Origin of the sequence: Qipengyuania gaetbuli, from assembly GCF_009827315.1 — a bacterium.
Taxonomy (GTDB): Bacteria; Pseudomonadota; Alphaproteobacteria; order Sphingomonadales; family Sphingomonadaceae; genus Qipengyuania; species Qipengyuania gaetbuli.
This window is the reverse complement of sequence record NZ_WTYF01000004.1, coordinates 1,096,231-1,110,471: the sequence shown is the minus strand read 5'-3', so window position 1 is coordinate 1,110,471 and position 14,241 is coordinate 1,096,231. Positions and strand designations below refer to the sequence as shown.

The window sequence follows — 14,241 nt, the reverse complement described above, 5'->3', positions numbered from 1 at the left end:
CGGTCAGTCCGTCCACGCCAGCCGCCGCGACAGGTTGATGCAGATCGCCGCGGTCACGCCCCAGATGCGGTAGCCTTGGTGATCGAGCTCGTAATAGCGGCGCATGGCGCCTTTCCAGAACACCTCGTTCTCGCTCCAGCTTTCGGGCTGCATGAGCAGCGAGAGCGGCGCCTCGAACCAGCTTTCCACCTCGCGCGGGTCGGGGCGGATGGGCAGGTCGGGCGGGACGGTGGCAAGCACCGGAGTGATGTCGAAGCCGGTGCCGGTCTGGTAGCGGTCGGTCGTGCCGATGATGCGGACGTGGTCGCGCTCGATGCCCAGCTCCTCCCACGCTTCGCGAAGGGCCGCTTCGACCGGGTCTTCCCCATGGTCGAGCTTGCCGCCCGGAAAAGCGACCTGCCCAGGGTGGTCGCGCATGGTGCGCGGGCGCTGGGTGAGGAGGACGGTCGGGTCTTCCCGCTCGGTCACAGCGATCAGCACTGCTGCATCGGCCGTGCGCTCGAGGTCGGCGAACCGCGCATCGGTCAGCAGTTCGGGCGAGCGCGCGGCATGGCCCTGCTCGAACAAATGCGCCAGGCGGTCGAACATTACGCTCATGCAGGCACCAGCGAGAAAGCCTCGCCCCCGCTGGACACGGTCCAGTCGTCGCCATGCTCCAGAGCGATGCGCGCAAGCTGTTCGTAGGTCGAACGGTTCAGCCGCGCCTCGCAGCCGCGCCGGACATGGAGGTAGATCGCCGGCGCGTCGGGATCGCCCGCGGCGCGTATGGCGTTGTCGGGGCAGGCCACGACCAGTTCGTCGGTATTGATGCGAAAGGCGAGATTGCCCTCGATCTCGGACACGTCGGTAGCGATGAAACAGGCATCTTCCACTTTGATCGCCAGCTTCTGGAAGGGCGTTACCAGCCAATAGCTGCCGTCGTCCTCGCGGCGTAGCAGGCCCGCGAAGGCGCGCACCATGGCGGGGCGGGAGATCGGGCTTCCCTCGTGCAGCCAGGTCCCGTCGGCAAGGATGCGCATGTGGCTCTCGCCCACCTGTTCGGGCGTCCACTGTTCAACCGGAGGCAGCTTGCGCGCCGCGACCTGCTCCGCGATCTGGGCGAGCGAGAGACCGGCGAGTTCGGGAGGCGGGGTATAGACCATCGCCGCCTTACTTGGGGCGATGCGGCCTGCGGTGCAACCTATCCCGCGAGCTGACCGGGCCAGGGCCCGAGCATGCCTTCGCGCGGCAGCACTGCCGGATTGCTCGTGCGGGCCAGCAGGCGGTGCTGTTCATAGGGGCCGGGGCAGTGCCAGCCGCCCGTATGCTGAGCGGTGAAATCCCAGCGGTCGTAATAGTCTGGATCGCCGATCATCACCTGCGGCAGCGGAGCAGCGCCGGTTTCGAAACCGCTTTCCACTGCGCCGAGGCTGGAGGCCATCAGTGCCTTGCCGAACCCTTCGCCCTGCCGCCCCGGCATTACTGCGACGGGACCGACCATGATCATCGGGTGCGGGCGACCTTCCGGGTCGGTCAGCGCCACCGGCCACAGCTGGATCGTGCCGGCGAGATAGTCGTCTTCGTCCAGCGCGGCGAAGCTCAGCGCGTCGAGTGCCTCCATGCCCTCGCGGATGCGATAGGCGGTGCGGGCGTGACGCTGCTCTCCGAAGGCTGCGTCGAGCAGCTCTTCGACCAGCGCGGGGTCGATCGCGGAAAGGGGGACGATGGTCGCCATGGCGGCGCGGCGCTTAGGGCCGCGCACGCCATGAGTCGATCAATTTCGCCTTACTTGGGGCGAAGCTCCAGCAGGCGGCCGCCTTCGCCGTCCTCCAGCACCCAAAGTGCTCCGTCGGGGCCTTCGATAACCGAACGGATACGCTTGCCCATCGGATAGCGGGCGACTTCGCGGGCGCTTTCGCCGTCGATGGCGACGCGGACGAGCGCTTCGGTCTTGAGGCCGGAGATGAGCAGGTCGCCCTTGAGGCCGGGGAAGAGGTCGCCGCGATAGAAGGCCATGTTCCCCGGCGCGATGACCGGGGTCCAGTTGATCGCGAACTTCGCGAAACCATCATCCGCCGTGTGATCGGGGATGTCGGTGCCATTGTACTGGTCGCCGTTGGATCGGACCGGCCAGCCGTAGTTCTGGCCCTTCTTGACGAGGTTCAGCTCGTCACCGCCCGCCGGACCATGTTCGATTTCCCACAGGCGCCCCTCGGAATCGAAATCGATGCCGAGCAGGTTGCGGTGGCCCCACGACCAGATCTCGTTGCTCGGGCTGCCCTGCGCAGCGAGAGGATTGCCGGCGGCAGGCGTACCGTCGAGGTTCAGGCGCACGACGGTGCCCAGCGTGTTCGAGGTGTCCTGTGCAGGCTCCTGCTTCTGGCGGTCGCCGCTGGTCACGAAGAGATACTGCCCGTCCGGGCTGACCGCGATGCGGTGCGAATAGTGCCCGCGCCCGGTGACCTTGGGCGTCTGGCGCCAGATCACCTCGAGGTCCGAAATCGCGCAGGTCTTCGTGGTCGGGCAGATCATGTTGCCGCGCCCGACGACCGCCCCGCGGGTGTCGCCTTCACCGGCCTCGGCCCAGCTGAGGTAGATCGTGCGCATGGCAGAACGCAGGCGCGCCTCGCGCGGCAGGAAGGCGACATCGCCAAGGCCGCCCTGGCCGCCGTAGTCGACATCCGGAAGACCGCTGACCGTGCCGACGGTGCCGTCCTTCGTATTGACGAACTTCATCGTGCCCGACTTCTCGGTGATGAACAGGCGGTCGGTGCCGGGCAGGAAGGCCAAAGCCCATGGTTCGTTGAAGCTGCCGTGTTCGGTGATTGCGAATTCGATGTCGGTCGGTGCGGGCGTCGAAGCCGCTTCCGTTCCGCCATCGGTGGAATAGCCGCTGCCGCAGCTTGCGAGCAGCAGGGCGCCGGGTAGGGTGGCGGCGAACAAGGTAAGGCGCTTCATGTTTTCATCGTCTCCCGAACATGGTCTTGGCCGCGCACCGCTGGTCGTCGGGGTCGACGAGGCGGGGCGCGGGCCACTGGCTGGTCCCGTCGTCGCTGCCGCGGTGGTGCTTTGCAACCCCTGTCCGCAAGGCCTCGATGATTCCAAAAAGCTCAGTGCGGCGCGTCGTTCCGCACTGGAACCGCAAATTCTCGATAACTGTGCATGGGGTTTGGGCGTGGTCGATGTCGAGGAGATCGACCGGATCAACATCTTCCAGGCGACCATGCTGGCGATGACGCTGGCCGTATCACGATTGGTGAAGGCCATGGGGAGCGAGCCCGAGGCAGTGCTGATCGACGGCAACCAGACGCCGCACGGGCGCTGCGCGGACTGGCGCTGGCCTGCCCGCGCCATCGTCGGCGGCGACGGGTCGGAAGCGTGCATTTCGGCTGCCTCCATCCTCGCCAAGGAATACCGCGACCGGCTGATGTGCGAGGCGGCAGAGGCACACCCCGAATATGGCTGGGACCGCAACAAGGGCTACGGTTCGGCCCAGCACATGGAAGCGCTGCGCGTCCACGGTCCCACGCCGCTCCACCGCCGCAGCTTTGCGCCGGTCAGCCAGATGGTGCTGCTCTAGCCCCTACTGGGCGAACGCCTTGGCGCGCAGCGTCTCGATATAGGACTTGCCGAAGCTTTCCGCAGAATCGTCGTCCTTGGCCATTCCGCCTTCCTGCTCGTTCGCCGCCGTGATCTCGTCGCGGCTGTTGACGCGCGGGAAGGGTTCGGGCGGGACCGGCACGTCGAGGAACCGGCACAGCGGCTCCCATCCTTCCTTGGGATGGAACACCAGCAGCCGGTCGGGCGGCAGGCTGGCGTTGATATGCTCGTTCCGGTCTTCGAACCATTTGGTCATGAAGGCCCGGTCGCGGATGTCGCCGCCGTGGAAGTGGTCGAAGATCGTGCCCTTCATCATGTCGCCTGTGGGGGTCCCGACGAGATGGGCCTGCATTTCGTCCGAGAAGATCGTTTCGCTGACGGATTCGAACCAGCTGTCCGCATCGCGCACGGTCAGGATGACCTTGGTATCCGGATAGTGGTCCGCAAGCTCGCGCCAGTAGGAGGCGGACGGATAATCGACGGTCGACTGGAAGCCCTTGAAGATTTCGTCCCAATCGGGTCGACCGCTTATCGCGTCGAGCCATAGCGGCACCTGCCGCCGCGCATCGGCGAACAGTTCCGCCATGTGGAAACAGGGGCCGAAACCGATGTGCTCCAACGCGAACTTCATCGTGAAGGTTGCGGTACGCCCCACACCTGCGCCGATTACCTTGAGTGCCATGTATTCCTCCCGGTTGAGCGACCCGGGTCGAATGGAGGGCACAGTTTCCAAAAATTCCCGGCAAAGTCGAGTCTTCGAGGCCACACCCCACCATCTTGAGTCCGGTGAATCCGGCCAGACTCAACATCTTGTGGGGGACTCCTTTCGTTCTCCCTCAGCTCTTGTGGCTGGCCGCGATATGCAACCCGGAAGATGCTTGACGCGGACTCCGTTTGGACTCACCCTGTGGATAACTACGGACAGGGGAACCTTCATGGGGGTCATCGAGACCACGAAATCGCGCGCCCGGCGCATCGAGAAAGAAGCGGAACTTCCGCTCGAAATGCCGCGCGGCGAGCTGCCGGTGGGACGCATCCTCGACGGGGACTGCGTGGAAGCCATGCGTTCGATCCCGACCGCCTCGATCGACCTCGTCTTTGCCGACCCGCCCTACAACCTCCAACTGGGCGGCGATCTCGCCCGGCCCGACGGCAGCCATGTCGATGCCGTGACCGACGATTGGGACAAGTTCGACACTTTTGCCGCCTATGACGAGTTCACCCGTGCCTGGCTGACCGAGGCGAAACGCATCCTCAAGCCCGACGGCGCGCTGTGGGTGATCGGCAGCTATCATAATATCTACCGCGTCGGCGCGATCCTGCAGGACCTGGGCTTCTGGATTCTCAACGACATCGTCTGGCGCAAGTCGAACCCGATGCCCAATTTCAAGGGCACCCGCTTCACCAATGCGCACGAGACGCTGATCTGGGCGAGCCAAGGCGAAAAGGCGAAGTACCACTTCAACTACCGCGCGATGAAGACGCTCAACGACGAGCTCCAGATGCGCAGCGACTGGGTCCTGCCGATCTGCAATGGCGCGGAACGCCTGAAGGAAGGCGGGACCAAGGTCCACCCGACGCAGAAACCCGAAAGCCTGCTCTACCGCGTGCTACTGTCGACCACGGAAAAGGGCGACGTCGTGCTCGACCCCTTCTTCGGCACCGGCACGACCGGGGCGGTGGCCAAGCGCCTCGGCCGCCAGTGGATCGGGTGCGAGCGCGAGGGCGTCTATCGCAATGCCGCTCTGAAACGGATCGAGAAGGAACTCCCGCTCGACGAAAGCGCGCTGACCACCATGCAATCGAAGCGTACTGCACCCAAGGTCGCCTTCGGCGCGCTGGTCGAAAACGGCTTCATCACGCCCGGCACCCAGGTGTTCGACAAGAAGCGCCGCTGGGTCGCCACCGTGCGCGCCGACGGCTCGCTCGCCTATGAAAAGCAGACCGGCAGCATCCACGGCCTCGGCAAGGAATTGCAGGGCGCGCCCAGCTGCAACGGCTGGACATTCTGGCACTACGAGAACGGCGGCGAGATCAAGCCCATCGACGCCGCGCGCCAGCTGTATTTGCTGGCAGTCGAGGACTAGCGCCTACTCGGCCGCCGGAGCGTCCGTTTCCACCAGTCGCCCGTATTTGCGCAGCACCTCACGCAGCCGGTCGTGCGGCAGGGCGTGGGCGGTGTTTCCGTTGATCCCGGTCATGGTGCGCGCGGCGACCAATGCGTTGATCACAGCTTCCTCGGTCGCTTCGACCGTGGCGCGGAAAATCGGGCTCAGCGCGTCGTTTGACAGGCTGGTCAGTTCCGCGCTGCCTTCGCGGCCCCACTTGCCGGGATTGCCGGTGGAAAAGGCAATGAAGATGTCGCCCGAACCGTTCGAGGCGAAGGAGCCGTTGCGGGCGATACCCATGGTGGCGCGCTGGGCCACGCGCTTCAATTGGTGCGGCAGGAGCGGTGCGTCGGTGGCGACGACGATGATGATCGACCCGGTTTCCTGGTTATGATCGCCATAGGTGGTGGTCAGATCGGTGATCTCGCGGCCCACCGGCACGCCTGCCACCGTGAAGGTGTCCCTGATCCCGTAGTTCGACTGGACCAGCACGCCGACGGTGTAGTCGTCTCCCGCTGCCTTCACCACCCGCGAGGAGGTGCCGATGCCGCCCTTGAAGCCATGGGTGATCATGCCGGTGCCGCCGCCCACATTGCCTTCGGCCATCCGGCCGCCAGCCGCATTGTCGAGCGCTGCGAAGACGTGCTCCTTCTTCACGTGGAAGCCGTTGATGTCGCTGAGGTCGCCGTCATAGGTCTCGCCAACCACGGGCAGCATCCAGAAGGTATCGGGCTCGCCGGCAAGCGGGGCGAAGAAGCGGCGCTTGTGTGCCCACTCGATCGTGGCATCGCGCACCGTGCCGACGCTGTGGGTATTGGTGATCATCACCGGGCCTTCCAGCCAGCCCGATTCCTCGACCCAGGTGGTGCCGGTCAGCTCGCCATTGCCGTTGAGCGCGTACCAGCCTGCGAACACGGGATCATAGGCCTTGCCGCGCGGCAGGATGGCCGTAACGCCGGTGCGGACCGGCCCTTCACCGACGACGAGGTCGCCATCGCCGGAAATCAGCGTGGTATGGCCGACCTCGATACCGGCGACATCGGTGATGGCGTTGAGGGGGCCGGGAGTGCCGTCGAAGGGTACGCCGAGGTCCCTCGCGCGGACCTGCGGAGCGTCCGCCTGCTGTGCGTGCACGGCAGTCATCGCGCCAGTTCCGGCAGCGCACAGCAGAAGCGCCGAGCCGATCGCTCGCATGGCAGAACGCATTTTCCCTCTCCTCTCCAGCCAGGCAAACCGGACCCCGTTCCCGCGGCACGAATGTGTGCCCTCGTGGAGACTTGATACTGCCGTCCTGCAGCTACGCAACCGCGCGCTGACGCCTAGCCGATGGCTTCGGCCTCGACAGCGCCCGCCACCCCGGCTCCACTGGCGTAGGCGAACTCGGGACCATCGAGGCTGATCGCGGGAATCTCCTCGCGCTCGCGCCAATAATCCTGGTTATGCCGCCACTCGGGCTTGTCCCCGCGCCGCGGCATCTGGTCGAGCCCGCGCATGAGGTAGCCGGGATTGAAATTGTCCGCTTCGATCCAGGGCAGGAGCTTCATGCCCTTGTCCTCGGGCCGGAACTGCACCTCCACACGGCGCGCGCTTTTCCCGTCCATGTGGTTGAGCAGCGAACAGACGAAATCGCCGAGCATGTCGACCCGCAGCGTCCAGCTGGCGCGGAAATAGCCGAAGACCCACACCATGTTCGGCACGCCGGTGAACATCATCCCGCGATAGGTCACCGTGTCGTGCCAATCGACCCGCTTCCCGTCGACGAAGAAGGGAATGTCGCCCATCACCGACAGCTGGAAACCGGTGGCAGCGACGATCAGGTCGACTTCGATTTCCTCGCCGGAGGACGTCATGACGCCCTTTTCGGTGAAGCGGTCGAGCGTATCGGTGACGACGGTCAGCTTGCCTTCTACCGCGCATCGGAAAACGTCGCCTTCGGGACAGAAGGCGAGGCGCTGCTGCCACACGCGGTATTTCGGCGTGAAGTGCGGCTCGAACTCGAAATCGGGCTTGCCGGTAAAGGCGCGGACCAGTTCCTTCAGTTCCTCGAAGACCGCATCCGGTTCCTCGAGGCAGCGCTTCGTCAGCATGTCCTGGTCGAACATGATCTGCTGGCGCACCACGCGGTGGACGGTCGACTCGTCGACGCCGATTTCGCGCAAGCGGTCGGCCAGTTCGTTCTTGTTCTCGCTGCAGAAGAAATAGGTCGGCGACCGCTGGAGCATGGTGACGTGCTCCGCCTTCTCGGCAAACGCAGGGACGACCGTCGCGGCCGTTGCGCCCGATCCGATTACCAGCACGCGCTTGCCCGTAAAGTCGTAGTCCGGGTCCCACTGCTGGGCATGGACGAAATCGCCCTTGAAGTCGGACAGTCCCTTATCCTGCCATTCCGGCGGAATGTAGGGCGTCTTGTGGTCGTAATAGCCCTGGCACATCCAGAGGAAGCTGCAGGTGAATACGAGGCTTTCGCCGTCCGAGAGGCGGGTCGCCCCGACGGTCCAGAGGTCGGTCTCGCGCGAAAAACTGCACCGGTCGATCCGGTGGCCGTAGCGAATGTGGTCGCCGATGCCGTTCTCCTCGATCACCTCGCCCATGTACTTGAGGATTTCTTCCGCACTGGCGATCGGCGCGCCGATCCACGGCTTGAAGCGGTATCCGAAGGTGTAGAGATCGCTGTCCGAGCGCACGCCCGGGTATTTATGTGTGTCCCAGGTGCCGCCGAACGTGTCCTTCATCTCGAGGATCGCATAGCTCTTGCCCGGGCACTGGTCCTGCAGGTGGTAGGCAGACCCGATCCCGGAAATCCCCGCCCCGACGATCAGCACGTCGACATGCGTCGGTTTGGTCATGGCTGTAACAGCGTTCATCCTGCTCTCCCGCAAATATTCCCACCGATGCTTGTCTAGGACCCATCCGGAAAGCTTCATTGACGTGAATCAACGCATGCCTTCGCCGTCGCTCCTCGTTGACCGCATGATGCCACTGGTGTCCCCCGGCTTGAAGAGGGAAAGGTCAGCGCTTGGCGGCAGGCGGAGTGACCCAGTCGCCCGGCCGTGCAGACCGGTCCAGCGCCGCCTGGCGGTCGGGCCTGCCGATGAGGTCAGCAAGCAGCGGCGCGGGCGGCCTGTCGATGACGAGGCTTCGCACCGGCACCGGGCTATTGCGCCACGCAACGACGAGGCCCTGTTCGCCCACTGCTGACCGGTCCGGAAAGCGGGTTTCGCCGGCCCCGGAATACTGCGGCCCGACCTTTACCTTGGCACTGTCGCCTGCCGACAGGACTACGCGTGGAGACGGGGAGGGGCCATCCTGCGCCTCTGCCGCATTCCCTCCGGCGAGGCCGATGGCAAGCGCTGCGATCCCGCTGGCGCGCCTCACGGGCAGAACCAGTCGAAATAGCGCCCGCTGTTCGACCACAGCTCGGCATTGGTGCCGTCGACACCGGCAATGAACCAGCCGTTGCGCCTCTTTCCGGCTGAATACTGGTAGAGGATTTCGCTATTGTCGCAGCTGTAGGCGGGTTCGCTTCCGCCGAAGCGGCGCACCTCGGTGCCATCGAGAGCAAGCTGGATCAGCTCGCCTGAATTCCGATCGGCCAAGACGATTTGCGCCTCGCCCTGTCCCTCGGGGTTGGTGACCGAAACGAACTGCTCGATGGAGAGGTTCTCCCCGTCATAAATGAGCCGCGGGGGTGTGCCACCACTGATGTCGTAGGCGAAAACGCTGTCGTAGAGGCCGGCCGATCCGTCGAGCGGTGCACCTATGAAAATGACCTCGTTGGATGTCGCGAAATCGGGACTGAACCTTATGCCGCCGGTACCCCACTCGCCATCGACGCCCCATTCCACTCTCTCGCCGCCCCACTGGTCGAGCGGAACGGGGAAGAAGATGTCCTGGTCGAAGTCGTAGATGTAGATCAGGTAGGGCGAACCGAACCCGGTGTATTCGTGGATCGGTTCGGTCCAGACGACGTATCGCCCGTCCGGCGAGAAATCCATGACTTCGGGATGATCGCCGCCGGACAATGCCCTGACCCGAGTAGGCGCGTCTACCTTGCATGGGTCACTGCCCCAACTGGTCACGTAGATGCCGGTCTCGCCGATTGAATATGCGAGCCGCTTGCTGGCAGCATGATAGTTGAAGCCGCGCAGCGTCGGTCCGCCGTTCGGCGTTTCCACGACCATGCACGCCTGATCCCCCGCGCGGTTCGCAAGCCGCAATTGCTTGGCTGTCTTGGTGGAATCGAAATAGGCGATCGCCGGAACGAACGGCTCTGCCGGAGGATCTTCGCCTCCGCCGCCGCCCTTACCGCCACCCTTGCCTTCGGGGGGCGCAGCAACCAGCGCAGCGGCTCCGCAAGCGGCCAATACAGCCGCGCCAAATATGTAGTGTTTCATGTCCTGGCCTCGCACTCTCGATCGGGAAGTGCGACCCGCCAATATCCGCAGGAATTCTGCGCTGATGATGCGAGACAATAGCATCGATGCGCTCGTCGAGTCCAATCGTCCATCGACGGAATGGCAAGCCCATGTAAACATTGATCGAGGCCGGCAGGAACGCTCGGTTCGGTCGAGGCGCAAATTGCCGTTCGGGCTCCCACTCCTTATCTTTGTGGCGTTCCCGAATATTTGGCGATACGCTGTATAGTTGTACGACAGCTCGGAATTGCCGATGGATGTGTCGCGTCAAACACTGCTGACAGCTGCCAGCCTGGCAGAACAGGCCGACTTCAGGATCGGCAGTGTCACTGTCTATCCTTCAATCCGCATTGTTGCTGCAGGTCACCGGCGCGAAAAGGTCGAGCCGCGGGTGATGCAGGTGCTGATCGCACTGGCTCAGGCAGCCAATGAAGTGCTGACCCGCGACGAGCTGTTCGAGCGCTGTTGGGGGGGTGTATTCGTTGGCGACGACAGCCTCAACCGCGCCGTCGCCGGCGTGCGGCGCATCGCCAGTCACCTTGCCGACGACAGTTTCACCATCGAGACTATTCCGAGGACAGGTTACCGGCTCGTGTCGGAGCACGGTCCGCAGATGCTCGAGGACGATGCTGTCGCTGTGGATGATCCGATACCGCTGGCCAGCAGTGGCGGGATATCCAGGCGCTGGCTGGTGGCAGGAGGTGCGGCTGTCGGCCTTGGCGCGGCGCTCGTATTCTGGACCCGGGGCGGGCCGGTCGACCCGGCGCAGGAGCTGATCGACGAAGCCCGGATCGTGATGCGGGCCGGCTCGCCCGACGCAATGAGCCGCGCGATCGGGCTATTGCGGCAGGCGGTGGCAAAGTACCCCGAAAGCGGCCCTGCCTGGGGACTGCTCTCGCTGGCCTTGGCTCGGGTCGACGAGCACGCGCTGGACACTGCAACCATCAGCGTTGAAGAAATCGAAAGGTCGGCCAATCGCGCCCTGCAACTCGAAAGCGGCAATGCCGATGCCATGGCCGCGCTGGCGATTTCCATCCCCTATTACGGGGACTGGCTGGCAACCGAGCAGCGGTTCGACCAAATCCTGGCCAAGCATCCCGATCACATCTTCACCCAGGATTCCCGGCTGTTCTTCCTGGGCGCGGTCGGCCGGATGAAGGAATCCGCCGAAGATCGGTTCGATCTGGTCAAGCGCGCGCCCTTCGATGCCGCAGTGGGCTACAAGGAGGTCTATGCGCACTGGTTCATGGGGGATATCGCCAAGGCGGACCGCGCGGCCATGCGCGGCCTCGACATGTGGCCGCGCGACCCGGGTTTCTGGTTCGCAAGGCTTTGGGTGCTCGCCAACACCGGGCGGATCGACCGCGCGCTGGCTCATGTCTCCGACCAAGCAACACGCCCGGCGTTTCCACCGCCCATGTTCGACACCATGCGACTTGCGCTCGAGGCGGCCCAGAGCCGGCAAGCTGCAGCGATTGCCGCCGCGACCCAGCGCGTGATGATGAGTGTGGGCCAGAATGTGTCTGCGGTGATCAATGCGATGATGCTGCTGAATATCATGGGGGCCATCGACGATGCATTCACGCTGGCCGATGCCTATTACCTCGAACGCGGGCCCATCATCGCCGCCATGCAATGGCGCCCGGGCCAGCCTGTGGTGCCCGACCAGCGCCGCCGCAAGACCAACATGCTGTTCGTGCCGACCATGCGGGCAATGCAGCAGGATCCGCGCTTCATGCCGTTGATGGAAGACATCGGTCTTGCCGCCTATTGGGACAAGCGGGGTATCGCGCCGGACTTCCTTGCCGGCCCTTCCGGCTAGAAGCTTGCTTCCACCCCGATCGCGATCTCTCGCGGCCTTCCCGTGCTGGCGAAATTCGGATTGAAGAGATTGGTAACGGTGAACCGGTCCAGCAGGTTGCGCGCATAGGCGACCAGTTGCACCCGCCCGAAATCATAGGAAGCGCGCGTGTCGACTATTGTGCTCGCACCGATCCGCAGCGCTTCGGTGTTCGCGTCGTCGCTGAAGTAGCCGCTCTGGTGCCGGACTTGCGCGGACAGCTGCAGCGGTTCGACCGGGCGCCAGTCGATCGCACCCGACAGGCTGAGGCCGGGCGAGCGCTGGAATGACTTGCCGAGCGTCGGATCAACGGGCTGCTCGGTCCGGTCCACCTCGGTCTCCAGGAGCCCGATTCCCGCCCTGACCGAAAGGTTGGCCAGCAGCTTCCAGCCCAGTTCCGCCTCCAGACCGTAGCTATGCGCTTTCGGGGCATTGGAGAATTCCGTCGCCTGCGTGGGCACGCCGTTCGGCAGGATGATCGGGACCAGCTGCGGTCGCTGCGCATTTTCGATATCGGCATAGAACAGGTTCGCCGCCAGGGTCGCCTTTCCGCCTGCGAACCTTGCCCGGGAAAACGCCTCGTAGTTCCACAGCTTCTCGGCATCGAAATCGTCTGCGGCTCGCCTTGCGAGGCTGATCGTCGTCCCGCCGGGATTGAATGCCCGCTGTGCCACGAGGCCGAGCGTGAGGTTCTCGCTCGGCTCCCACGCGACCGACAGCTTGGGCAGCCAGGCAGAGAATGTCTCGTCGTAGTCGAGCACGATGCCGCCGATGCCGCCGACCCTGACCTGCCGGTCCGTCTCGTAGCGCAGGCCCCCGGTGAGCGACAGCGAGGGGATGAGGTGCCAGCTCGCTTCGCCGAACAGGCCGAGGCTGTCCTGCTCGTCGTCGAAAGTGCCGGTGCCGAGGCCGAAGCCGGAAATGTTGATCGTCTGCTGCTGGTCGATGGACGAGCGGTTGGCGCCGAGCAGCAGGGAGAATTCGCCGGGCCGCTGCCACAGCAGAGTGGGCTCGATCGTGAAATCGTCCACTTCCGCCCGCGTGCGGCCGAGGCCGGGCAGTCCGAAGCGCTGCAGCAGCGCATCTCCATAGGAGAGGGTCAGGGAGGAGGTCAGCCCCGGCTCGATCTCGTATTCCGCGCGCGTGGTCAGCGAGGTGGCGCGCACTTTCATGACGCCGATCATCTGGTTCGGCACGGGCAGGCGGCGGTCGCTGAACGGAGGGCTCGCCCCCTCGAACTGCGGTGACTGGGACTGCGAGTAGGCGATGGTCGTCTCAAGCCTCGCCCGCGGCAGGAAAGCGGGCTGGTAGAGCAGCTTGAGCCGGGCGGTGCCGTAGTCGTCGTGTTCCAGCTCCGCGCCATCGATGCCGTCGGTCATCTCATTTGCCACCCGGCCGAGGTGCAGATCGCCGGACAGGCGGAACGCCAGCTCGTCGCCTGCGATCGGTCCGCTCACAGCGGCCGAAACCTGCCGCATCCCGATATTGCCGGCCATGACCCGCGCGCGTCCTTCCCACTCCCGCGTCGGATCGGCGGTCTCGACGAAGATCGCGCCGGCAATCGAGTTGCGCCCCTGTGTCGTGGTCTGCGGGCTGCGAAACACCTCGACCTGCTTGAGGTCCCAGGCGGACTGCGTACCGGAGATGAATTCGTAGAAGCTCACCGGCCTGCCATCGACCTGCAGGGTCACCCGCGGTCGCGCTCCGCCGAGGAAAGCGAAAAGGTTACGCAGTTGCCCGGTCGAGTCCTGGCCGCGGATCGCCGGCCCTTCTTCTCCGGAACCTGGCTGGATGTTGGGGACCAGCGCCAGGATCTGGTCGAGCCGGTCGGCAGCGGTAGCTTCGATCTGGGCGGGGGTGAAAACAGCGACGCTCGAGGCGGTCTCCAGGTCGGGACGCGGAACGCGTTCGCCCGTCACGATGATTTCGTCCCGATCACCCGCGTCGCGGCGCGTCTCGTCCTGCGCCTGAAGCGTACCGGGAATGGCCAGCAACAAACCGCCAGTGAAGAATAATCCTCTGCCCATTCCCAACTCGCAGCAACGCCTTTCGGCCTTGGTCCAAGATTTACTGCCGCCTCTTCGGTCCGTCCATTGCTGACGGGCCGAAACTTGAAATCATCGGCAAATCATCAGGTCGCGATCATGGCCAATCCACCGCAACCGGGCGCATCATCTTGTTGGAATGATTACGCAGACTCGTTTCGTGAAGCGGAGCAGGGTTCGTCTTCGCAGGACCGTCAAGACGCGGCGTTCACGACCAGCAATTCCGGCGTTCAAGCCGGGAAAGGAAGGATCGG

13 protein-coding genes are annotated in these 14,241 nt (G+C 64.6%); 3 read left to right on the top strand and 10 right to left on the bottom strand.

From position 1 onward, the window contains the following. Positions 1–3: 3 nt before the first annotated feature. The 4 genes from GRI42_RS07860 to GRI42_RS07845 are packed head-to-tail and all read right to left on the bottom strand — an operon-like array spanning position 4 to position 2,937. Positions 4–597: a CoA pyrophosphatase gene (locus GRI42_RS07860; RefSeq protein WP_160607807.1), complete on the bottom strand. Its 594-nt coding sequence runs from the start codon at positions 595–597 to the stop codon at positions 4–6. Then, the gene (locus GRI42_RS07855; protein ID WP_160607805.1) at positions 594–1,142 is read right to left on the bottom strand and encodes a DUF1285 domain-containing protein; all 549 of its coding nucleotides are present in this window, start codon (positions 1,140–1,142) and stop codon (positions 594–596) included. Before GRI42_RS07855 ends, GRI42_RS07860 begins: the two co-directional genes overlap by 4 nt. Positions 1,143–1,180: 38 nt before the next feature. Beyond that, a complete protein-coding gene (locus tag GRI42_RS07850) occupies positions 1,181–1,714 on the bottom strand; it encodes a GNAT family N-acetyltransferase (protein WP_160607803.1) in 534 nt (177 codons plus the stop codon). Positions 1,715–1,764: 50 nt separating this feature from the next. Then, positions 1,765–2,937 (bottom strand): PQQ-dependent sugar dehydrogenase, encoded by a 1,173-nt coding sequence (locus GRI42_RS07845; RefSeq protein ID WP_160607801.1) that lies wholly within the window; start codon positions 2,935–2,937, stop codon positions 1,765–1,767. Between GRI42_RS07845 and GRI42_RS07840 the strand changes: the two genes are divergently transcribed. Then, positions 2,936–3,559, top strand: coding sequence for a ribonuclease HII (locus GRI42_RS07840; RefSeq protein WP_160607799.1), 624 nt, complete (start codon positions 2,936–2,938; stop codon positions 3,557–3,559). The genes GRI42_RS07845 and GRI42_RS07840 overlap by 2 nt on opposite strands. Before the next feature lie 3 nt (positions 3,560–3,562). On the opposite strand, the gene GRI42_RS07835 is transcribed toward GRI42_RS07840, so the two are convergent. Further along, positions 3,563–4,261: a sulfotransferase family protein gene (locus GRI42_RS07835; RefSeq protein WP_160607797.1), complete on the bottom strand. Its 699-nt coding sequence runs from the start codon at positions 4,259–4,261 to the stop codon at positions 3,563–3,565. A gap of 253 nt (positions 4,262–4,514) precedes the next feature. Here GRI42_RS07835 and GRI42_RS07830 point away from each other — a divergent pair, with 253 nt between their 5' ends. Next, positions 4,515–5,666: a site-specific DNA-methyltransferase gene (locus GRI42_RS07830; protein WP_160607795.1), complete on the top strand. Its 1,152-nt coding sequence runs from the start codon at positions 4,515–4,517 to the stop codon at positions 5,664–5,666. Positions 5,667–5,669: 3 nt separating this feature from the next. Here GRI42_RS07830 and GRI42_RS07825 read toward each other — a convergent pair whose 3' ends face one another. The 4 genes from GRI42_RS07825 to GRI42_RS07810 form a co-directional block, all read right to left on the bottom strand. Beyond that, a complete protein-coding gene (locus GRI42_RS07825; protein ID WP_170290008.1) occupies positions 5,670–6,893 on the bottom strand; it encodes a DmpA family aminopeptidase in 1,224 nt (407 codons plus the stop codon). Positions 6,894–7,006: 113 nt separating this feature from the next. Further along, positions 7,007–8,533: a flavin-containing monooxygenase gene (locus GRI42_RS07820; protein ID WP_160607794.1), complete on the bottom strand. Its 1,527-nt coding sequence runs from the start codon at positions 8,531–8,533 to the stop codon at positions 7,007–7,009. 163 nt (positions 8,534–8,696) lie between these two features. Continuing rightward, on the bottom strand, positions 8,697–9,062 hold the full coding sequence (locus GRI42_RS07815; RefSeq protein ID WP_160607792.1) for a hypothetical protein: 366 nt from the start codon (positions 9,060–9,062) through the stop codon (positions 8,697–8,699). After that, positions 9,059–10,081 (bottom strand): TolB-like translocation protein, encoded by a 1,023-nt coding sequence (locus GRI42_RS07810; RefSeq protein ID WP_160607790.1) that lies wholly within the window; start codon positions 10,079–10,081, stop codon positions 9,059–9,061. Before GRI42_RS07810 ends, GRI42_RS07815 begins: the two co-directional genes overlap by 4 nt. A gap of 280 nt (positions 10,082–10,361) precedes the next feature. On the opposite strand from GRI42_RS07810, the gene GRI42_RS07805 reads away from it, so the two are divergent. After that, positions 10,362–11,924 carry a winged helix-turn-helix domain-containing protein gene (locus tag GRI42_RS07805; RefSeq protein ID WP_325065312.1) on the top strand — a complete coding sequence of 521 codons (1,563 nt, stop codon included), beginning with the start codon at positions 10,362–10,364 and terminating at the stop codon, positions 11,922–11,924. Here the strand turns inward: GRI42_RS07805 and GRI42_RS07800 are convergent. Further along, a complete protein-coding gene (locus GRI42_RS07800) occupies positions 11,921–13,969 on the bottom strand; it encodes a TonB-dependent receptor (protein WP_160607786.1) in 2,049 nt (682 codons plus the stop codon). The genes GRI42_RS07805 and GRI42_RS07800 overlap by 4 nt on opposite strands. Positions 13,970–14,241 lie beyond the last annotated feature (272 nt).

What these genes read in the sequence shown, in the direction of transcription:
- GRI42_RS07860 (WP_160607807.1), bottom strand. Translation starts at nt 597, where the DNA reads ATGAGCGTAATGTTCGACCGCCTGGCGCATTTGTTCGAGCAGGGCCAT.
- GRI42_RS07825 (WP_170290008.1), bottom strand. Translation starts at nt 6,893, where the DNA reads ATGCGTTCTGCCATGCGAGCGATCGGCTCGGCGCTTCTGCTGTGCGCT.
- GRI42_RS07810 (WP_160607790.1), bottom strand. Translation starts at nt 10,081, where the DNA reads ATGAAACACTACATATTTGGCGCGGCTGTATTGGCCGCTTGCGGAGCC.
- GRI42_RS07830 (WP_160607795.1), top strand. Translation starts at nt 4,515, where the DNA reads ATGGGGGTCATCGAGACCACGAAATCGCGCGCCCGGCGCATCGAGAAA.
- GRI42_RS07835 (WP_160607797.1), bottom strand. Translation starts at nt 4,261, where the DNA reads ATGGCACTCAAGGTAATCGGCGCAGGTGTGGGGCGTACCGCAACCTTC.
- GRI42_RS07850 (WP_160607803.1), bottom strand. Translation starts at nt 1,714, where the DNA reads ATGGCGACCATCGTCCCCCTTTCCGCGATCGACCCCGCGCTGGTCGAA.
- GRI42_RS07820 (WP_160607794.1), bottom strand. Translation starts at nt 8,533, where the DNA reads ATGACCAAACCGACGCATGTCGACGTGCTGATCGTCGGGGCGGGGATT.
- GRI42_RS07845 (WP_160607801.1), bottom strand. Translation starts at nt 2,937, where the DNA reads ATGAAGCGCCTTACCTTGTTCGCCGCCACCCTACCCGGCGCCCTGCTG.
- GRI42_RS07840 (WP_160607799.1), top strand. Translation starts at nt 2,936, where the DNA reads ATGTTTTCATCGTCTCCCGAACATGGTCTTGGCCGCGCACCGCTGGTC.
- GRI42_RS07855 (WP_160607805.1), bottom strand. Translation starts at nt 1,142, where the DNA reads ATGGTCTATACCCCGCCTCCCGAACTCGCCGGTCTCTCGCTCGCCCAG.
- GRI42_RS07800 (WP_160607786.1), bottom strand. Translation starts at nt 13,969, where the DNA reads ATGGGCAGAGGATTATTCTTCACTGGCGGTTTGTTGCTGGCCATTCCC.